19 protein-coding genes and 1 tRNA gene are annotated in these 19005 nt (G+C 42.8%); 14 read left to right on the top strand and 6 right to left on the bottom strand.

Going from position 1 to position 19005, the window contains the following annotated elements; genetic code table 11:
* Positions 1-20: 20 nt before the first annotated feature.
* Positions 21-833 carry an indole-3-glycerol phosphate synthase TrpC gene (gene trpC / locus AC0VYI_RS20295; protein ID WP_199473865.1) on the top strand — a complete coding sequence of 271 codons (813 nt, stop codon included), beginning with the start codon at positions 21-23 and terminating at the stop codon, positions 831-833.
* 37 nt (positions 834-870) lie between these two features.
* A complete protein-coding gene (locus tag AC0VYI_RS20290) occupies positions 871-1278 on the top strand; it encodes an OsmC family protein (RefSeq protein WP_199473867.1) in 408 nt (135 codons plus the stop codon).
* Between the two features lie 115 nt (positions 1279-1393).
* On the opposite strand, the gene AC0VYI_RS20285 is transcribed toward AC0VYI_RS20290, so the two are convergent.
* The 6 genes from AC0VYI_RS20285 to flgA all read right to left on the bottom strand — a co-directional run bounded on the left by AC0VYI_RS20285 (position 1394) and on the right by flgA (position 6409).
* A tRNA-Arg gene (locus AC0VYI_RS20285) sits at positions 1394-1469 on the bottom strand.
* A 179-nt stretch (positions 1470-1648) separates the two neighbouring features.
* Entirely contained in the window at positions 1649-3070 is a 1422-nt protein-coding gene (locus AC0VYI_RS20280; RefSeq protein ID WP_475445166.1) for an APC family permease, read from the bottom strand.
* A gap of 231 nt (positions 3071-3301) precedes the next feature.
* Entirely contained in the window at positions 3302-4318 is a 1017-nt protein-coding gene (locus AC0VYI_RS20275) for a helix-turn-helix domain-containing protein (RefSeq protein WP_199473871.1), read from the bottom strand.
* 448 nt (positions 4319-4766) lie between these two features.
* A complete protein-coding gene (locus tag AC0VYI_RS20270) occupies positions 4767-5246 on the bottom strand; it encodes a flagella synthesis protein FlgN (protein WP_199473873.1) in 480 nt (159 codons plus the stop codon).
* A gap of 38 nt (positions 5247-5284) precedes the next feature.
* Positions 5285-5599, bottom strand: a complete 315-nt coding sequence (gene flgM / locus AC0VYI_RS20265; RefSeq protein WP_199473882.1) for a flagellar biosynthesis anti-sigma factor FlgM — start codon at positions 5597-5599, stop codon at positions 5285-5287.
* A 117-nt stretch (positions 5600-5716) separates the two neighbouring features.
* Entirely contained in the window at positions 5717-6409 is a 693-nt protein-coding gene (gene flgA, locus AC0VYI_RS20260; RefSeq protein WP_199473884.1) for a flagellar basal body P-ring formation chaperone FlgA, read from the bottom strand.
* A gap of 170 nt (positions 6410-6579) precedes the next feature.
* Between flgA and AC0VYI_RS20255 the strand changes: the two genes are divergently transcribed.
* From AC0VYI_RS20255 to flgK, 12 genes are all read left to right on the top strand, one after another.
* A complete protein-coding gene (locus tag AC0VYI_RS20255) occupies positions 6580-7512 on the top strand; it encodes a chemotaxis protein CheV (RefSeq protein WP_199473886.1) in 933 nt (310 codons plus the stop codon).
* A 74-nt stretch (positions 7513-7586) separates the two neighbouring features.
* Complete coding sequence (locus tag AC0VYI_RS20250; protein ID WP_475445163.1) at positions 7587-8417, top strand: CheR family methyltransferase; 831 nt, start codon at positions 7587-7589, stop codon at positions 8415-8417.
* A 303-nt stretch (positions 8418-8720) separates the two neighbouring features.
* Positions 8721-9116 carry a flagellar basal body rod protein FlgB gene (gene flgB, locus AC0VYI_RS20245; protein ID WP_475445161.1) on the top strand — a complete coding sequence of 132 codons (396 nt, stop codon included), beginning with the start codon at positions 8721-8723 and terminating at the stop codon, positions 9114-9116.
* 5 nt (positions 9117-9121) lie between these two features.
* On the top strand, positions 9122-9574 hold the full coding sequence (gene flgC / locus AC0VYI_RS20240; protein WP_199473892.1) for a flagellar basal body rod protein FlgC: 453 nt from the start codon (positions 9122-9124) through the stop codon (positions 9572-9574).
* Between the two features lie 9 nt (positions 9575-9583).
* Positions 9584-10339, top strand: a complete 756-nt coding sequence (locus tag AC0VYI_RS20235; protein ID WP_475445159.1) for a flagellar hook assembly protein FlgD — start codon at positions 9584-9586, stop codon at positions 10337-10339.
* Between the two features lie 12 nt (positions 10340-10351).
* The gene (locus AC0VYI_RS20230) at positions 10352-12052 is read left to right on the top strand and encodes a flagellar hook-basal body complex protein (RefSeq protein ID WP_475445157.1); all 1701 of its coding nucleotides are present in this window, start codon (positions 10352-10354) and stop codon (positions 12050-12052) included.
* 187 nt (positions 12053-12239) lie between these two features.
* Positions 12240-12980, top strand: a complete 741-nt coding sequence (flgF, locus tag AC0VYI_RS20225; RefSeq protein WP_199473898.1) for a flagellar basal-body rod protein FlgF — start codon at positions 12240-12242, stop codon at positions 12978-12980.
* A 69-nt stretch (positions 12981-13049) separates the two neighbouring features.
* Positions 13050-13835 (top strand): flagellar basal-body rod protein FlgG, encoded by a 786-nt coding sequence (flgG, locus tag AC0VYI_RS20220; RefSeq protein ID WP_199473900.1) that lies wholly within the window; start codon positions 13050-13052, stop codon positions 13833-13835.
* 14 nt (positions 13836-13849) lie between these two features.
* A complete protein-coding gene (locus AC0VYI_RS20215; RefSeq protein WP_199473902.1) occupies positions 13850-14713 on the top strand; it encodes a flagellar basal body L-ring protein FlgH in 864 nt (287 codons plus the stop codon).
* Between the two features lie 55 nt (positions 14714-14768).
* Positions 14769-15860 (top strand): flagellar basal body P-ring protein FlgI, encoded by a 1092-nt coding sequence (locus AC0VYI_RS20210; RefSeq protein ID WP_199473904.1) that lies wholly within the window; start codon positions 14769-14771, stop codon positions 15858-15860.
* 21 nt (positions 15861-15881) lie between these two features.
* Entirely contained in the window at positions 15882-16919 is a 1038-nt protein-coding gene (flgJ, locus tag AC0VYI_RS20205; protein ID WP_475445154.1) for a flagellar assembly peptidoglycan hydrolase FlgJ, read from the top strand.
* 106 nt (positions 16920-17025) lie between these two features.
* Positions 17026-19002 carry a flagellar hook-associated protein FlgK gene (gene flgK, locus AC0VYI_RS20200; protein WP_475445153.1) on the top strand — a complete coding sequence of 659 codons (1977 nt, stop codon included), beginning with the start codon at positions 17026-17028 and terminating at the stop codon, positions 19000-19002.
* Positions 19003-19005 lie beyond the last annotated feature (3 nt).

Raw genomic sequence — 19005 nt, 5'->3', positions numbered from 1 at the left:
AGCGAGAGGATTAGTTTATTATGAAAGCTGAAACACCGACTATTTTAAGAAAGATTGTATCTCGTAAATACGAGGAAATAGAAGAACGAAAGAGCCATACGTCTTATGCGGACTTGGAAGTGGCTGCGTCTGTCGCCAATGTACATAATCCTGCCCGGGGGTTTGTTAAGGCGTTGCGTCAGAAAATTGCAACAGGTAACGCAGGTGTGATTGCTGAAGTGAAAAAAGCGTCACCTAGCAAAGGGGTCATACGTGAGAACTTTCAACCTGCGCAAATAGCACGTTCTTATGAGCAAGGTGGTGCTGCCTGTTTGTCTGTCTTGACTGATCATGACTTCTTTATGGGACACGAAGAGTATTTGGTTGAGGCGCGTGGCGCCTGCCGCTTACCTGTGATTCGTAAGGATTTTTTGATGGATGAATATCAAATCCTTGAAGCACGCTCTATTGGGGCTGATTGTGTCTTGTTAATCGCTGCGTGCCTAGAAGGGGAAAAGTTACGGTCTATGGATGCCTTGGCAAGAGAGCTTGGCATGGATGTGCTGGTGGAAGTGCATAATCAAGCAGAGCTGGATTTGGCGCTTAACTACACTGAAACAGAGTTGTTAGGGATTAATAACCGAGATTTGCATACCTTCGAATTGAGCTTAAATCATACCTTGGACTTAATAAAAGGTGTGCCGAGTGATCGTTTGATCGTGACGGAAAGTGGGATCCATACCCGTGAGGATGTAGCGTTAATGCGCGAACATGATGTTCATGCCTTCTTGGTTGGTGAAGCCTTTATGCGAGCTGATGAACCTGGTGATAAATTGGCAGAGTTATTTAAATAATTACTCTGACCTGTATAAAATGAATTGAGAGAAAAGCATGAAAACAAGTGTAGTTTGGAAAGAAGATGTGCATTTTACCGCCAATACGGGCTCTGGTCATACGCTAGAGATTGACGGCAATCAAACGGCTGGCGCTCGCCCAATGGAGTTATTGCTCGCGGGCTTGGGTGGATGTACCTCCTATGATGTGGTGAATATTCTTAAAAAGTCTCGTCAGGATGTTGTTTCTTGTGTGGCGCATATCGATGCCGATCGTGCGGATGCCGTACCAGCTGTCTTTACTGAGATCCGTGTACACTTTGTGGTCACAGGCCATGGCATAAAAGAAAGTGTTGTTGAGCGAGCGGTAAAACTGTCGGCAGAAGAGTATTGCTCTGCGTCTTTGATGTTGGAAAAAGGCGGCGTGAAGATTGTGCACAGTTTTGAAGTAATTGAAGCACAATAATATGTATTTATAGAGTGCGATTATCGATTGACAGTGTTGAAAACAAAAAGAGCGGCCATTGGTCGCTCTTTTTGTTTTCAATTTTTACCCTAACGGGGTAGAAAATGAGATAGTTTGGTGTCCCCTGCGAGATTCGAACTCACGTTTAAGACTTAGGAGGTCCTCGTTCTATCCTACTGAACTAAGGGGACATTTTGTATGGGAGTTTATACCTGATTTTTGTCTTGAACTCAAATTTATGAAAGAAAAAACATTGATTTATAAATGTTTTTACCTTTTATAAATCTTTCTATATAGGTAAAAAAAATGGACGCGGCATTTATTAGTAATGACGCGTCCATAAGGGAGGGAACAGCGGTGAGTGAAAACGTTACAGAGTTTCTACCACTTTGGCCATGTTAGCAAATCGTTCTGGGTTTGCTTTATGTAGCCATTTGGCGGTGAAAAAGCCCCCAACAGCAAAGGCGACTACTAAGTACGGTAATACAGAGACCACGGGTGAGTTAGACCCACTTAATACATCAAGGTTGTTGACAACCATATAGAGTGAAATGACCATTCCTATTGCTGCCATCACCGGTGCAATTAAGCGACTCCAAAGAGAAGCTTCTAAAGAACGGTTTCTCATGAAAAATGCAATCACGGCAAGTGAAACGGCACATTGTAGGACTAAGATTGCCATGGCACCAAGAGCAGATGACCATGCAAAAATATTTGCCATTGGGTCAAGGCCGATAGCGACGAACAAAAGTAGACCTCCTATTATTACGACGCCTTGGACGAGGCTGGCAATATAAGGTGTATGGTATTTTTTGTGTAAAATTGAAAACTTAGACCAACATAAGCCGTCACGGCTTAACGAAAATAAGTAACGAGCAAGCGTATTATGAAAGGCCTGAGTCGCGGCAAATAAACTTGTGATCAGCAAAACAGACATTACTTGGCTTGACCAGTTGCCGAGCAATTTATCGGCCATATTATAAATAAACATACCAGGGTCTTTCGCTGCGACGGCACCCACGTTGGCCGCACCTAAATACTGAACAATTGCCCATGCTGTGAAGGCATAAAATATAGTAATAACAGTTACAGCAACGAGAGTGGCGCGAGGAATGGTTTTTTCCGGTGTTTTGCATTCCTCTGAATAAATGGCGGAGGCTTCAAACCCGATAAAAGAACAGATGGCAAAGATGAGTCCGACACCTGCATTGCCTGAAAATATAACAGATGGTGAAAAAGACGAGAATTCCATGGTAATGGGTTGTTTGACGATGGTGAAGTCAACTAATAGTATGATAGCCACTTCAAGAAGCATCAAAATACCTAGGATTCTTCCTCCAATTTCCACTTTGGCAATACCAAGTAAGACCACGATAACCTGATTCGCGACGGCTAATACCCACCAAGGAACGTCAATGCCGAAATTGCTAGATAAGAAAATGCTAGCAAAAAAGCCAAATAGAGAGCTTACAGCAAAAACCATGGATAAGTAGGCTAGCATCGCGATAGAAAATCCCCCTAAGCCAACTGAGGGGCCTAAACCTTTACTTATATATGAGTAGAACGCTCCTGAGTTAACGACGTGACGGCTCATGGCGATAAAACCAAAGCTAAATAGGGTCAATAAGATCCCCGCAACGACGTAAATGCCTGGAATACCGGGACCATTTCCCGCCATAAAAGCGATAGGTAGCGCACCAACAGCCCCCGTCAAAGGTGAAGCTGCAGCAATAACGAAAAAAACGACTGACCAGAGCCCTAGGCTCTCTTTTTTCAATTTAGGATGTTCCATTGCGTGTTCCTATTTTAATTATGATGGATATATTCAGTCTATTTAGTGGCGAGAAAGTGTGTTATCAAAAATCGGCACTTTTTTTTAAGTTTTAATTAAATTATCATAAAATGAGAATTTAATTGGTTGTTTGTGGTGTTTTTTCGCTTTTTTAGCGGTGTAAAATAAGACTCTTATGTGGTATCAAAGTCCATTTTGATGAGTAAGAAATTGCTCAGGGCGAGTTACAAATTAAATGAGAGTATTACCGACGCTGCTTGTTAGACGGCTTCTTTTGGTATGTGATGATTGGCGCGTTTTGTGAGTGAGGCGAAGCGCACTCAATGTTTGTGATGGCAGCTCTCCAAATAGTCGCTTGTAGTCGCAAGTAAATTGAGAAAGATGCCAAAAACCCCATTGCGATGCAATGTTACAAATATTGTCATGGGGGTCATTTAGCATGCTTCGTCTAACGGCATTGAGTCGTATGTTTTTTAAAAAAGTAGCAGGACTTTGACCTGTTACTCTTAAAAAACAGTTCTGTAGTGCCCGACGAGAAGTGTATGTGATCTTGCAAAGTTCATCGACGTTTAGGGGCGTCTCCGGGTGTTCCAAAACAATTTTTCTAGCCTGACACACTATTTGCTGTGCTTTTTGTCGCGAGATGTTTCTTTTTTCAGGACTTTTTTCTTGTGCCTGAAAAAGTAGCATTACCAGCTCTCGTATGTCACTTTTAAATTGCTTAATGGCGGCAGGTTGATTAAACAATAACGAATGTTGGTTCATATTAGAGAGTATCGAATTAAACTCATGCTTGAAACCTTGAACAAGAGTTTTGTTGGTGAGTGCTCCAACTTTAGGGTAGGGGTTGTCTGTTAAGTCAGAGAGAAGTTCCTCGGGCACACTAACGACCAGTAAGCTACAGTTCTCTGGCGTTTGTAGCATCAGCTCTTCTTGAAAACCACACCAAGATACATCATCTTTTTGTATGGGCTTTCCCAGCCAACGGGCCTCACTGTCGAGTTGATTAAATACTGAAAAGCTTAGTGAGTTTTTTCTGGATTCACCATACTGAAAAACGGATCTCGATAGACTTTCTTCGTAAATTTGTATGCCTTCCAGCCAAAGTTCTTTAAGAGAGCCTTCAAACCGGCCTGTCGAAAGTTGTTCATAATTGAGATGGCACTCTCTTAGGATCTGGCTGTGTGCTGTTATTTCATGAATACCTGATTCACTACGAAAGCCGTTAGTAAGATGTTCCGCCACCATAGACATTACCTCTTTTTCATCACTATATTGTGTTGCTGTGTAAACGAAGCAAAATACAGGCCAATGGCTTCTATAAGGGAAGATGATGAGCATGTAAGGAAGTATGTTTTTTGGTCTGACAGACAAGGCTAAACGATGAAGATGAAAGGGAGGTGGATAAACCACTATATTCTAGATAGTTGTTTAATCATTGGTTTTACTGGGGTTTTGAAGTTAAAAAAATAAGATTTTTGTGGTTTTTGAAAAGTGGTTTAGTATTTAAAAGTTACCACGTTCTCATATTTTGAGAAATTTATGTTTGCTTTGATCTGGGTCAATGTTGTTTGTTTTTTGTGCAGGTTTTCCAGCATATGCTTTATAAAAGGGCACTTTCGTTTCTTTTTTACCCATTTTTAGGTGCACTTTATCACATTGTTAAATAGGTGATTTTGTAGGTAGGCTGCAATGTTTAGGCGCGGCCTAAAGTGTGCTTACTGCTGACAGGTTGGGTTGAGCCTCGTGCTGTGTACACTTTATTTTTACTGTTGTGTCCTTGCAATAGCTCGAAAAGGTGTTTGTTACGTTTTTGGAGAGTGTGAAGGATACGGGCGTTAGTTTGGTTTTTTGTTTTACAAGTCGTTAGCAGAGTCTCGCATTCAGAGATCAATAAACGTGTATCATCCATAGAGCTGTCTTGGTTTTTAAGCCAAGTCTTAAAGTCGTCTTCGAGAGGATTGTCTCTGTCCAAAATGTCAAATTTAATCAGAATATTGAGTCGACGTTCGTTCAACATGCTCATTTCATCGAGCAGTGTTCTTTTCTGTTCTGCTATTTGAACGATTTTTTGGTTGTCTAATTGACCAAATGCTGAGCGCTCATTATCCAAAAGCGTTACAAGCTCCGTAAGGATTTCTTTGCTTCTGGTAAAAACCGGTTCGATAGGGATCATAAAACTGACCGAGTTAGACTATAAGAGAGCCTTATAGTCTAGAACAATGAATCCATAGAAGCCATGTTATGAGCAAGCTTCTGGGTATCTATTTTATAATTGCCAGAGGCTAGATCGTTTTTGATACGGTCTACCTTCTCCTGATCAATTTCTGGCATACTATTGATGCGAGACTCCTGATGTTTCAGTGTTTTTGCTGTGCCACTGAGCTTAACCGTATCCGCAGCCATTAAGCTACTAGAGCCAGGGTTCGATGAGGTATCAACAGAGTGTTTGCTCGCATCGTCCTTGGTCGCACGCTCGCTTTTCGTGACGTTGCTTTGATTGGATAACCCTGTAAAGTGTATTGCCATGGGGGTTTACCGCCTTAAATAATTTATCTGTCTCTGTTAACGACCGTTGCCCGTAAAACTTTAGTTAAACTTCGCGTAAATGTCGATATAAAAAAACCAAATCAGACTAAAGAATGCTCAGTAGTTTACAAGAACCTCACTGTCCGTTACAACTTTTGCATATATTATTCTACCTGAACTGGTATTTTTAACTCGTATTTGTTGGCCTTCAACACCATCTTGTAGAGCGATGCCGTTCATTTTAACCACAATGTTGCCGCTCTGGGCTGTGATGAGGATTTGATTGCCTTTTTTTATGAGGGTGGGCTTTTGGGTAACATCATCGGAAATAAAGGTGTTAATGCGTAAGTTTCGGGAGGCAACAAGGCCATAAGGCGGATCTTGGGGGGTATATACTTGGCCTCTTAAATTCGTTAAATCTACATTGCCTATGCCAATGTTTTGCTTGGTAAAAGCTTGCCCTCTATTAATGGGTTCGAGTGTTTTAAAAGCCGGTATTAAAATGCTCTGGGTGACAGGGAGGTAAGACTTCCACATCGGATTGTTACAACTAATAGAGTAGGTGGTGCGTTTTGAAGCGCTGGGGCGCTGATTTTTTATTTGGATGTGTTTGTCTTTGCAAGTTGGCAGGTAACTAAGCGAGATTTTATTGTTAAGGGTAATGGACACCGACGCATCAGGGTAAATACCTGATAAGCGAGGAATCTCAACATTATTGATGTAGTTTTGGACTTGGTCTTCTATTGACGAAGCAAACGTGGTGCTGGCCTGAAGGCAAAAGAAGGCTAGCAGTAGCCTTGTTAGTCGCATGGTTTACTCTCTTAGTTACTAGTGGGGACATTCCCAGCTAGCGCATTTAGTACATTGAGTTACTATAAGGTATTAGTAAAATAGCAAAAATCACTCTATCATTGACAATATATTTTAATATTAATTAGTTTCAGTGAATACTGAATTTACGAATACACATAGGAGGCTTTATGGCCAGTGTTCTCGATAGCGTTAATCAGCGTACCCAACTTGTTGGGGAGAACCGCCTGGAATTGCTGCTCTTTCGCTTAAATGGCAAGCAAATATATGGCATTAACGTGTTTAAAGTGAAAGAAGTATTGCAGTGTCCTAAGCTAACTTCCATGCCTCACAGTAGTCCTGTTGTGCGAGGTGTGGCTCATATTCGTGGCGGAACCATTCCCATTTTAGATTTGGGGCTTGCGACAGGCGCCAGTCCGATTGAAAACATTGCCCAATGTTTTGTCATCATTACTGAATATAACCGTCGTATTCAAGGGTTCTTGGTGCGTGGCGTTGAACGTATTGTCAATATGAACTGGAGCGATATTCAGCCACCGCCAAAAGGCTTGTCCAACGACAACTACCTAACGGCAGTTTGCCAAGTCGACAAAGAAATGGTTGAAATTATTGATGTAGAGCAGATTTTGTCTGAAGTGGCGCCAACTCGTCAGGATATTTCGGATGGTATCATCAATGTGGGCATCCAAAATAGTGCTAAGCAGCATCATATTTTGATTGTGGATGACTCCTCTGTTGCCCGTAAGCAGATTAAGCGCTGTATGGAGCAAGTGGGTTTTGCGACAACGGTTTTGAATGATGGTCGTGAAGCCCTTAATTATCTGCAAGGTTTAGTAGCGGATGGGGCGGATGTTACCAAAGAGTTTGCAATGGTTATCTCTGATATTGAGATGCCTGAGATGGATGGTTATACCTTAACCACGGCCATTCGTAATGACAGTCGGTTACAAGATTTATTTATTCTACTTCATACATCGTTAAGTGGTGTGTTTAATGAGGCCATGGTAAAAAAAGTTGGAGCAGATGGCTTTTTGGCTAAGTTTCAACCAGATGAGCTAGCACGCTTAGCAATCGAAACAGTAAAGATACAATCCGATGATTGAGTGTAAGCGTGATGTGGTTTTGATGATATTTAGCGCTGTGTCTGATCCTTTTAGCTGCTGTTTTAGGAGTTCTAATGCTCAGTAGTACGAATGCAATAACACCAAACGGCTATTTAAGGTTTCGAGATTTTCTTCAAAAAGTATGTGGCATTTCATTAAGTGATAATAAACAGTACTTAGTGGCAAGTCGGTTAGGGAAGATCTTAGAAAGAGAAAATTTTAATAAAATAGAGCAGTTAGTTGATGTTCTTGAACGTGCCGGAAATGCAAAATTAAAAGAAGAAGTGATTAATGCGATGACGACCAATGAAACCTTATGGTTTCGTGACTCCCATCCTTTTAAGATCCTGAGAGAGAAAATTTTACCTGAAATGACCAAGTCGCCTCTGAAAATTTGGTCGGCTGCTTCTTCTACAGGGCAAGAGCCTTACTCTATTAGTATGGTGATAGAAGAGTTCAAAGCTTCACGCCCTGGTGTGTTAAGGCCTGGCGAAAAAATTATTGCGACCGACATTTGTACCAATATTTTGCAGCATGCTAAACAAGGTGAGTATGATAGCCTAGCCATTGCTCGTGGGTTAGGCGATGACATGCAGCGTAAGTATTTCGATAAAATTAATAATACCACATGGAAGGTGAAGCCTTCTTTGAGCGTGCGTATCGATTTTCGCTACCTGAATCTGATTGATTCATTTTCAGGACTTGGTAAGTTTGATGTCATCTTTTGTCGTAATGTACTGATCTATTTTACCGCAGATTTGAAGTTGGATATCTTGAAGCGAATGCATGCCGCTTTGAATCCTGGTGGTTACTTGTTTCTTGGAGGGTCTGAAGCCTTAAGTGGTTTATCCGACTTGTTTGAGATTGTTCAATGTCATCCAGGGATTGTCTATAAGGCAAAATAACAAACAATTAACAAGGCTTCTTTGTCGCTATTTTGCCGATAAGAGGCGGTGTGTCGCGTATATCCCCTTTATTGAAAACGATCTTTTCGAAGGCCCTTCTTGCTATTATGCCAAGAAGGGCCTTTTGTATTCGTGCCCTTTTTCCTCTTTGCTTTGACTCGCCGTTATGGGGGATGTCATGTTGCCGCTTTTTGCCGATAATAAATAAAAAGCTCATAAGAATTTGATTTTAAAGTGTTTTTTATTTTGGCACTATTATTGCTTTTTGATTTGTACGTTTGATCATTGTATGAAGAGAGAAGTATGGCTATATCATTTGAACAAGCATTTGCAGGGCATGACAAAATGCTGGAGTTTCGCAGTGCTCGCGCCGCTGTATTGGCAAACAACATCGCCAATGCGGATACGCCAAACTACAAAGCCAGAGACATTACCTTCGACTCCATGTTTAACAATGAGAAAAACAAACTGTATTTAGCGGTAGATAATAAGCGACATATAAATGGTGTGAGTGAATTTGGTGATGGCGATGATGGCCTTTTGTATCGTAACCCAAGTCAGCCCTCTTTAGATGGTAATACGGTTGATATGCAAAGAGAAAAAGCAGAATACGCTAAGAATTCTCTGCAGTTTGATACCAGTTTTATGTTTTTGGATAGAAAAATCAGTGGTATGAAAAAAGCACTTAGCGGGAACTAATCAGTATGTCTTTAGGTAATATTTTTAATATCGCAGGGTCTGCGATGAGTGCCCAGACCATTCGCTTAAATACAGTGGCGAGTAATATGGCAAACGTTGACAGTGCGGCAAGCTCTGCAGATCAAACATACCGAGCTCGTAAGCCTGTTTTCTCTGAGATGATGGTTAATTCCATGAAGGATAATGGCTGGGGGGATACCACTGACGATGATAGTGGTGCGGGAGTTGGTGTCAAAGTTGATGGTATTGTGGAGTCTTCTGCGCCGCTTAAACCGAGGTATGAACCGGATAACCCAATGGCAAACGATAAAGGGTATGTCTATTACCCAAATGTTAATCCGATCGAAGAAATGGCCGATATGATGTCTGCATCGCGTTCTTTTCAAACGAATGTCGATATTATGAATTCAGCCAAAAGCATGATGCAAAAAATGCTCACGCTTGGACAGTCATCATAGGGGTGATGTATGGCAAATATATCTGATAATAATGGTTTAAAAAATCTGATTGCTCAGTACGGCACAGATGGTGCGAAAGCGAGCTTGAAGAAAAGTGCAAATAAGGATGGGGTCAAGGATCCAGCTGCTGCGGGTGCGCATGATGTAAAAGACCCAAAAAAAGATCCGACAAAAGGGCTGGCTGATAAAAACGTATTTTTAAAGCTATATATTCAACAGCTTAAAAATCAAGATCCAACGGCACCGCAAGACACCAATGATATGGTGGCTCAGATGTCACAGTTTAGTTCTTTGGAAAAGTTATCGGGCATTTCAGATCAACTTAAGAATATGACGACGGCTCTTACATCCAACCAAGCGCTGGGTGCGTCTAGTTTGGTGGGTAAATCGTTATTGATGCCTGGAAATAAGCTTTCAGTTAGTGATTCTCAGCACTCTATTGAGCTTAAAACAGATATTCCTAAAGACTCTAGTTCCGCAGAGCTAAAGATTTTCGATGCCAATAATAAGTTGGTTCGTACGCAAAAATTGACAGAAAACGATGTTAAGTGGGATAGAAAAGATGATCAAGGTAAAGAATTGCCACCTGGTGAATATCATTTTGCCGCTTCATCTGTCAACGAAAAAGGTCAGGTAGCTGCTATGCCCATTCAATTACCCGCTCGTATTCAGGGCGTAACAATTAATGGCAAAGACGGTACTATGTTAAATGTCGAGAATCATGGAAAGATTAAACTGACTAACAAATTGGAAATATTAGGTTAACCGGAGCAGATTATGGGATTTAATACAGCGTTATCAGGCATCAAGGCATCCTCTGATTACTTGAATGTAACAGGTAACAACATCGCTAACGCGGATACAACAGGTTTTAAAAAGTCTCGTGTCGAGTTCGATGATCTATATAGTACTAATGTGTTAGGAGCAGGCAGTAACAACTCCATTGGTTCGGGGGTGGGGGTATCTAAAGTTGCGCAAGAATTTTCTTCTGGTAATTTGAAATACACAGATAACAATTTAGACTTGGCAGTGGATGGCACGGGGTTCTTTGTTATCAAGCAGCCAGACGGCACCCAAGCTTATACTCGGGCGGGTGATTTTAAATTGGATGCTGATGGTAATTTGGTGACGAATACTGGTCAAAAAGTGCAAGGTTACAACGCAAAAAATGGTATTTTAGGCGGTAATTTAGAGGATTTGGTGGTGCCTACGGAGCGAATACCTCCTAAAGCGACGTCAGATGTAAAGCTTAAATTAAATTTAAACTCGGAAGGTGAAGATGTTCCGCCTTATATTCGTGCGGATTTTGATCCTAAAAACCCAGATACTTATAACTATACTCAAACCCAAACGGTAACCGATGCAAATGGTAACAACCATATTATCAGTTACTATTATGCAAAAGGTAAGGATCCTGATACCTATCGTGTTTATGCGACGGTAGACGGTAAAACCAAAGACGATACTGGTGCTGCATTTATGCCACCTACCTACGCGACCTTCAATAATGCTGAAGGTAATACCGATTACAACAAAAATGGGGTTAAAGAAAAACCTTTTCAACTTTTATATCTGGGGAATACTGAGCCAACAACGGCGACGATCTCCAGCATGTCGCAAACGCCGATTGCTGTCAGTGGTACATTGGGTGGGGTGGCGATTACTGGTGGTTTGGCGCCAGCGGACTTGCGTGAGCCTAAACAAGTGGCACGACCTGCGTTTGATCCGAATAATCCGAAATCATACAGTTATGGCAATACCAAGAACATTTATGATTCGTTAGGACAGACTCATACCTTGGGCTATTACTTTATTCAACAGGGTGAAGATAATACATATGAAGTGAGAGCGACGGTTGATGGAAAGGAAAGCTATACCGATCCGATTACGGGCGAAGAAAAACCGTTTTTGCCGAAAAACAGTATGGTGAAGTTTGATGCTACGGGTAAATACCAAGGTACATTCCAAGGGATTCCTCCTTTTGGAACTCCACAACCTGTTAATCTAGAAATTACAGGTTTTGATCCAACGAATCGTGACGCTATTATGCCCATTGACCTTGCTGGATCGACTCAGTTTGCTTTGGCGAGTACCGATAACTTTGAGCAAAATGGTTATACTGCCGGGGAGTTACAAGGGGTTTCGTTTGATCGAGATGGGAACTTGAAAGCCACCTATACAAACCAACAAACGTCTGTTCTTGGTCAGGTTGCCTTGGCGTCGTTCGATAACGTAGATGGTTTGACGCCAGCGGGTGATACCGCCTGGGTGGCAAGCTCTAATTCTGGCCAAGCAAATGTAGGCCGGCCTAATAGTGGTACCTTGGGGGGAATCCAAGGAGGCGCATTAGAGCAGTCCAATGTGGATCTTACCTCTGAATTGGTTGCTCTAATTGAAGCGCAACGTAACTACCAAGCAAATAGTAAAACGTTAGAGACAGAAAATACGGTCACGCAAACTATCATTAATTTGCGTTAATGATATAAAAGAGATGTTTCTAGCCGGAGTGGTTGCCCACTTCGGCTTTTTTTTGCCTTATTTTCGCCTATCTTTGGAGGCTTTTTCATTAAAACTATATATATCAATGGATTAGAATGATTTCAAACTTGGTATGATTCTTGATAGTAAGTGATTAGATGGTAAAAATGCGTAACGAGAGGGTGTAATGGATAGAGCGTTGTATCTAGCAATGAGTGGTGGTGTCGAAACAATGAATGCCCAAACTATTCATGCGAATAACTTAGCAAACGTCAACACGACAGGGTTTCGCGCTGACTTTGAGCAGGCACGAGCGATGCAGGTTTACGGAGAATACTATCCAAGCCGTGTCTATGCCATGACGGAGAATCCAGGTACGCGCTTTACCCCAGGAAGCATGATTCAAACAGGGCGTAACCTAGATGTAGCGATCAAAGGCAAAGGCTTTTTAACTGTTTACGACTCAAAAGGGCAAGAAGCCTATACTCGAGATGGCAACCTGCAAATTAATGCCGCAGGGCAATTGGTAACGGGCACAGGATTACCTGTGGCTGGAGTTAATGGCCCCATTTTTTTGCCGCCTTTGCAGAGTCTGACGATTACCTCTGATGGCTCTATTTCAATTATTCCACAAGGGGGAGCGGCAAATCAGGTCGCCGTTATTGGTCAGCTTAAGCTGGTGAATCCTGACCCTGATGATTTACGTAAAGGCGAAGATGGCTTGATTCACAGTAAAGATGGGAAGGTTTTTAATCAAGACTTAAATACGCAGGTTGCCTCCGGTTTTGTGGAGGGGAGTAATGTGAATGCGGTGGAAGAAATGACGCATATTATGGATCTGTCTCGTCGCTTTGAAATGAATATTAAAATGATGAATACCATTCGAGAAGACAGTGCTGCGTCTTCGAGAATTTTACAAAGGGCATAATCGCTTTTCGCGCTAACTATCTCCGTTGATCGATTACAGTCGCGCTATTTAATTTGCAAAGAGGCTTATATGAATTCAGCACTTTGGGTAAGTAAAACTGGCTTAACGGCCATGGACAAACAACTAAATGTAATATCAAACAACCTAGCGAACGTCTCAACTACGGCGTTTAAAAAAGACCGTGCCGTGTTTGAAGATCTGATGTACAAAACGGAGCGAGCACCAGGTGGATTAAGTGCTCAAAATGCCGAACTGCCATCTGGATTGCAGTTAGGGACAGGGGTGAAAGTGGATGCCACTCAAAAAGACTTTTCTAATGGTGATTTTAACGTGACAGGCCGAAAACTGGATGTCGCAATTCAAGGCAACGGCTTTTTTCAGGTTTTACAGCCTGATGGCACGATGGCTTACACGCGAGATGGCAGTTTTCAACTGAGTAGCACTGGACAGCTTGTCACAGCAAATGGGCTGGTGGTGCAGCCGCCTATTCAGATCGACCCGGATGTGACCAGCATCAATATAGCTAAGGACGGAGTGGTCTCGGTGCAGAAAAAAGGCGTGACGGATATGCAGCAAGTTGGCGTGATTAATTTAGCGGGTTTTGTGAATCCAACTGGTTTAGATGCCATTGGGGGGAATCTCTACACTGAAACCAATGCTAGTGGGCCGCCAATTGTGGGGGCACCAGGTACTGACGCATTGGGTTCTCTTGGGCAGGGTATGTTAGAAGCATCTAATGTCAATTCGATTGAAGAATTAGTGAATATGATTACGACACAACGCGCTTATGAAATGAACTCTAAAGTCATTTCTTCTGCCGATGGTATGATGAGCTTTGCAATTCAGCAGCTCTAGGATAAGTGGATAATATGAAAATTAAACTGGCGCTTTTAGTTTTGCTTTCGACTTGTTTGAGTGGTTGTTTAACGTGGAATGTTGACAAGCAGGCGGTGGCGAACGCCGCAGGAGCAGCTGCAGGTGCGGCAGTGGGTAATGCGGTAGCCAATGCGGCAGCGAATGCCGCCGCACCTAATAAAACACCTGCGAAAGATGAAACGCCGAAAGAGCCAAAAAGAAAAGGTTATGTCCCAGATCCAAATGATCCTATGAAAGGACCACCAAGGGCTCAAGCGAATATTCAGGAAGATGATCCATATTATGCGCCAGTGGAGCCGGATGGGTTGAAGCCTGCACAGGCCCCCAATGGCAGTATTTACAGAACGGGCATGGGCGATGTCATGTATGGAGATCAAAGAGCTAGCAAAGTGGGTGATATCCTGACCGTCAACTTGAACGAAAGTACTTCTTCGACAAAGGATAATGCCGCGACCATATCAAAAACCTCGTCTGCAACGGGGGGGGACCCAACGGTTCTGGGGCAAAAAATTCGGGCTGATTCCACTTTGCCCCAACAAAAAACAAATTTTTCCGGTAGCGCCTCAGCGAATCAGGATAACAGCTTAACCGGGACGATTACGGTAACGGTTTATCAAACGTACCCGAATGGATTGCTGGCCATTCGTGGTGAAAAGTGGCTTAGACTAAATCAAGGTGATGAATATATTCGTTTTACTGGTTTAGTGCGTAAAGCCGATGTATCGCCACAAAATACGGTGGACTCTTCGCGGGTGGCAGATGCTCGCATCACCTATTCAGGTAATGGTGATGTGGCAGCGGGCAGTCAACAAGGTTGGGTGACCCGTCTTTTAAATAGTCCTGATGCGCCAAGGTAATGGGTGTCCAGATGGCAATTATTCGATCAATCGTTTTGCATAGGTGGTTACGAACATGAAACAGTTAGTGCTCGTCTTTTTGTTGATTGCGTCTTTCGGGGTGCAAGCTGTACGCTTAAAAGACATTGCCAGTGTTCAAGGGGTTAGAGATAACCAATTGTTCGGTTATGGACTGGTGATTGGTTTGGATGGAACGGGCGATAGTACGCCTTTTACCAATCAGAGCTTTGCTAACATGCTGTCACGATTTGGAGTGACTTTGCCTGCTGGCGTGAGTGCAACCTCTAAAAACGTTGCAGCAGTGTCATTGACAGCCACCTTACCAGCCTTTTCTAAACCAGGGCAAAAAATTGATGTGACGGTTTCTTCAATTGGTAATGCAAAAAGCCTACGCGGTGGTACGCTTTTACTGTCAACTTTAAAAGGTGCGGATGGACAGGTTTATTCCATTGCGCAAGGTAACGTGATTATTGGCGGTTTTGGGAATAATGGTTCTGATGGTTCACGAAACTCGTTAAGTGTGCCGACGGTTGGTCGAATTCCAGATGGTGCCAGTGTTGAACGAGTGGTTCCGACGAGTTTTGATTCAGGGGACTCGCTTACCTTTAATTTAAATCGTCCTGATTTTACCACGGCAAAAGATGTGGCAGATAAAATCAATGGTCTTTTAGGAAAAGGGGTTGCGGAAGCATTGGATGCGACTTCGATTCGCGTCAGAGCCCCACGTGATCCTGGTCAGCGGGTGACCTTTATTTCGATTCTAGAAAATCTCGATGTGAAGCAAGGTGAAGAGCGAGCTCGAGTTGTGATTAATTCTCGCACTGGCACCATTATTATTGGTCAACATGTGCAAGTGTCTCCAGCGGCGATTACCCATGGTAGTTTGACAGTGACCATTCGCAATACGCCACAAGTGGTGGGGCAAAATGGCAAGGTGACCGGAGGGGGAACCATTATTTCACCTAGAAATGGTGATCCTCAAGTGGATAGAAACAGTGGGCATATGTTCTCATTTGCGCCAGGAGCGTCATTGGATGACATTGTTCGGGCAGTGAATCAAGTTGGCGCGGCTCCAGGGGATTTAATTGCTATTTTAGAAGGTTTAAAACAAGCTGGAGCCATTAACGCTGACTTTGTCATTATCTAAGTAGAAGAATTTGAGACGCTTATGAACGCTTTACCGCCCACTAATCCTGATGACTTCTTTGCCGATTTTTCAGCTTTGGAATCGTTAAAAACTAAAGCGAAAAAGGACCCAGAAGCGGCTCTTAAGGAAGTTTCACAAAAATTTGAAGCTATTTTTATTGGCATGCTATTAAAAAATATGCGGGCTGGTAATGAAGCCTTGGGAGACGGTTTGTTTTCTAGTCAACAAACGAAGCAGTATCAAGGCATGATGGACGACCAAATGGCGCAAGTATTGGCCAAAACGGGTGGTTTTGGGGTATCTGAGGCGCTGATTCGTCAGTATCAGGCGCAACACCCGAAGGCTCATAAAGCAGGTGCTTCTGATGACAATGATTTTATCAAGCGGGTTTCTAGTCAGGATTTGATTCGAGTGAAAGCGTTGGCTCACCAAGCTTCTACAGATTTTTTAAAAGCAGCACAAAAAGAAATGTCTGGCGCAACGGTTGAGGCATCCAGTTCGAGTACTTCGCCCAAAGAGCCTGTATCCAGTCACTCTGCCTTAGTCCAGAGCAAAGAGGAAGCGGCTAAACCGACAGTGCAGTCTGTTGCGTTTGATTCCCCAGAGGCTTTTGTAAAAGCCATGTGGCCCCATGCGAAAGCGGTAGCGGAAAAGCTGGGTGTAAGTGCGAAGGCTATATTGGCACAGGCCGTGTTGGAAACTGGTTGGGGGAAACATCCCATTGCAAAAGACGATGGAACCGCTAGTTATAATTTATTCGGCATTAAGGCGGATCATCGTTGGGATGGAGATCGAGCGGTGGTTAATACGCTGGAGTTTCGTCATGGTATTGCCAAGCGTGAAAAAGCAGCATTTCGAGCTTACGACTCTTTTTCGCAAAGTTTTAATGATTATGCCAATTTTTTAACCGCTGATGATCGTTATAAAGATGCCTTGAAGTCTGGCAATGATCCGTCTTTGTTTGCTGTCTCATTGCAAAAAGGCGGCTATGCAACGGATCCTGAGTACGCACAAAAAATTGATCGGATTCTATCGAGTAAGTGGTTTGAGGCTTTATAGATCGGCATTTTGTTTTCTTTTTCATCCGGTAAAGTTCTTGCGTTAGCAGTCGATAAGTCGTTATAGCGTTGGTGTCATTTTAGAAATTATCCTTAGAGGTGTGGGCATGGGCTCAAATTTATATGCGATTGGTTTATCTGGCCTGCAGAGCAGTCGGGCCCGTATTGATACGACCGGTCAAAACACATCGAATGTGGATACAGCGGGTTATAGTCGTCAGAAAACCTCTACGATTGCGGAAGCCAATGGTACCGTTAGGATTAAAGACACCGCGCGAATTGTTGATAAATTTGTCAATGAACAGGTGCGTAATGATGTCTCTGCGCATTCTTACTATGATACTTATCATTCTATTATGTCGACGTCAGACCAATTGTTGGGGGAAAAAAGTGTTTCTTTGAATGCGTATTTAAGTAAGACATTTAAAGCCATACAAGACGTGAATAATGACCCAACCTCTTCTTCTTTACGTGACATTGCCTTTTCCAACATTAAAGATTTGGTTCAGCATTATCACACCCTGTCTAATTTGGTAGGTGAACAAAAGAGCATTGCTGATAAGCGCTTATCAACTTCAGTTGCGGAGTTGAATAACATTACTGGGCAAATTGCACAGTTGAATGGCGATATTCTCAAGGAAGAAACCCGATCTACTTCGCCAGCCAATGAGCTGCGTGACAGACAAGAAGAACTGGCTAAAAAGCTATCTGGCTACCTGCATATCAAAGTGGATTACTCTAAAACGGGCGTCATGACAGTGGCTCTTGCCAACGGACAGCCTTTGGTGATGGATAAAACACCCACTAAGCTTAAAGTCGAAGAAGACCCTAAGAACCCACAAAACAAGAAACTCTACATTGATTTTGGTAAATACGAAGTGGGCGTCAATAACGAAAATTTAGGTGGTTCTATCGGTGCTTTGGTCGATTATAGTGCCGACTTCGCTGTGAAATCGGATCGCTTATTGGGTCAAAGTGCGATTTCTATTGCCGACCGAATGAACCAGCAGAATAAGCTCGGTTTGGATGGTGATGGTAATTTTGGGCAGGATCTATTTCGTATTGGCCGCATTAGTTTTCATGCTGGGCAACATAATATCGGTAATGCATCGGATCTGGCGGTGCGAGTGACCCCTGGAAAATCCACTGAAATAACCACCGACACCTATGAGTTATCGAAAACCGATAACAATCGTTTTTTGATTAAGGCCTATGATGAGCATGGTCATCTTAGAAAACATGTCACGGAAATCAATACCAGTACGATGAAACCGGACGATAAAGGCTATTATCAGGTGCCTGGTCTCGGTTTCGATATTCGTTTGGGGGATATCAGTAAATATTCGATTAATGATGTATACAACTTTTCACCAACAGAAGGTGCTGCGACAGGCTTGTCTTTACAGGCTAATAGTGGAGAGGATTTGGCGCTTCGAGCTCCCATTGGTGTACAAACGAATCCAAATAATATGTCAGATGCGAAACTCACGTTAACGTCTGTCACAAACACCCATCCTGATCGTTCTGCCTTCAAGAGTAGTGATGAACTTTATCAAAATGCCCCACACAGTATCGTGTTTACGGGAGATCATTCATTTGAAGTCCGTGATGGTCGTGGAAATGCTTTAGCAAAAGTAAATAACATGACGAATTTTAAAGACCTTCTCACTCAGGCTGGATTAGCAAAAGAGGCTGGTTTTGATTTGTCTCTGCAGGGAAGCCCTAAGGCAGGGGATGAATTTGATTTAGGCCCTCAATTTACGGGGGCTGCAGACGATTATAACGGTTTAAAATTAGTGTCTTTGCAGGACAAGCCTCTCATCGGAGGAAAAACGTCTTTATCTGAATCTTTTGCTGATCTTGTTGCCTCTGTCGGGAGTAAAACCGCATCGCTGGAAACCAACAAAGAGTCGAGCGATGTCGTCATGAATCAAAGTATCGCGAGACGTGATTCCATATCTGGTGTTAGCTTGGATGAGGAAGCCGTTAACCTACTCAAGTACCAGCAGGCGTATTCTGCTTCCGCGCAAGTGATCACGGCGGCTCGAAGTACATTTGATACGTTATTAGCGGCAATGAGGTAAGTT

It is taken from the genome of Marinomonas sp. 63XJN7_9_ISO-PGPR-S23-217, assembly GCF_056173515.1.
The sequence above is the reverse complement of the archived record's forward strand: the minus strand, read 5'-3'. Positions and strand labels throughout refer to the sequence as shown.

Excerpts from the sequence above, each read along its gene's own strand:
- trpC (WP_199473865.1), top strand. The coding sequence starts at position 21 with ATGAAAGCTGAAACACCGACTATTTTAAGAAAGATTGTATCTCGTAAA.
- AC0VYI_RS20290 (WP_199473867.1), top strand. The coding sequence starts at position 871 with ATGAAAACAAGTGTAGTTTGGAAAGAAGATGTGCATTTTACCGCCAAT.
- AC0VYI_RS20280 (WP_475445166.1), bottom strand. The coding sequence starts at position 3,070 with ATGGAACATCCTAAATTGAAAAAAGAGAGCCTAGGGCTCTGGTCAGTC.
- AC0VYI_RS20275 (WP_199473871.1), bottom strand. The coding sequence starts at position 4,318 with ATGGTGGCGGAACATCTTACTAACGGCTTTCGTAGTGAATCAGGTATT.
- AC0VYI_RS20270 (WP_199473873.1), bottom strand. The coding sequence starts at position 5,246 with ATGATCCCTATCGAACCGGTTTTTACCAGAAGCAAAGAAATCCTTACG.
- flgM (WP_199473882.1), bottom strand. The coding sequence starts at position 5,599 with ATGGCAATACACTTTACAGGGTTATCCAATCAAAGCAACGTCACGAAA.
- flgA (WP_199473884.1), bottom strand. The coding sequence starts at position 6,409 with ATGCGACTAACAAGGCTACTGCTAGCCTTCTTTTGCCTTCAGGCCAGC.
- AC0VYI_RS20255 (WP_199473886.1), top strand. The coding sequence starts at position 6,580 with ATGGCCAGTGTTCTCGATAGCGTTAATCAGCGTACCCAACTTGTTGGG.
- AC0VYI_RS20250 (WP_475445163.1), top strand. The coding sequence starts at position 7,587 with ATGCTCAGTAGTACGAATGCAATAACACCAAACGGCTATTTAAGGTTT.
- flgB (WP_475445161.1), top strand. The coding sequence starts at position 8,721 with ATGGCTATATCATTTGAACAAGCATTTGCAGGGCATGACAAAATGCTG.
- flgC (WP_199473892.1), top strand. The coding sequence starts at position 9,122 with ATGTCTTTAGGTAATATTTTTAATATCGCAGGGTCTGCGATGAGTGCC.
- AC0VYI_RS20235 (WP_475445159.1), top strand. The coding sequence starts at position 9,584 with ATGGCAAATATATCTGATAATAATGGTTTAAAAAATCTGATTGCTCAG.
- AC0VYI_RS20230 (WP_475445157.1), top strand. The coding sequence starts at position 10,352 with ATGGGATTTAATACAGCGTTATCAGGCATCAAGGCATCCTCTGATTAC.
- flgF (WP_199473898.1), top strand. The coding sequence starts at position 12,240 with ATGGATAGAGCGTTGTATCTAGCAATGAGTGGTGGTGTCGAAACAATG.
- flgG (WP_199473900.1), top strand. The coding sequence starts at position 13,050 with ATGAATTCAGCACTTTGGGTAAGTAAAACTGGCTTAACGGCCATGGAC.
- AC0VYI_RS20215 (WP_199473902.1), top strand. The coding sequence starts at position 13,850 with ATGAAAATTAAACTGGCGCTTTTAGTTTTGCTTTCGACTTGTTTGAGT.
- AC0VYI_RS20210 (WP_199473904.1), top strand. The coding sequence starts at position 14,769 with ATGAAACAGTTAGTGCTCGTCTTTTTGTTGATTGCGTCTTTCGGGGTG.
- flgJ (WP_475445154.1), top strand. The coding sequence starts at position 15,882 with ATGAACGCTTTACCGCCCACTAATCCTGATGACTTCTTTGCCGATTTT.
- flgK (WP_475445153.1), top strand. The coding sequence starts at position 17,026 with ATGGGCTCAAATTTATATGCGATTGGTTTATCTGGCCTGCAGAGCAGT.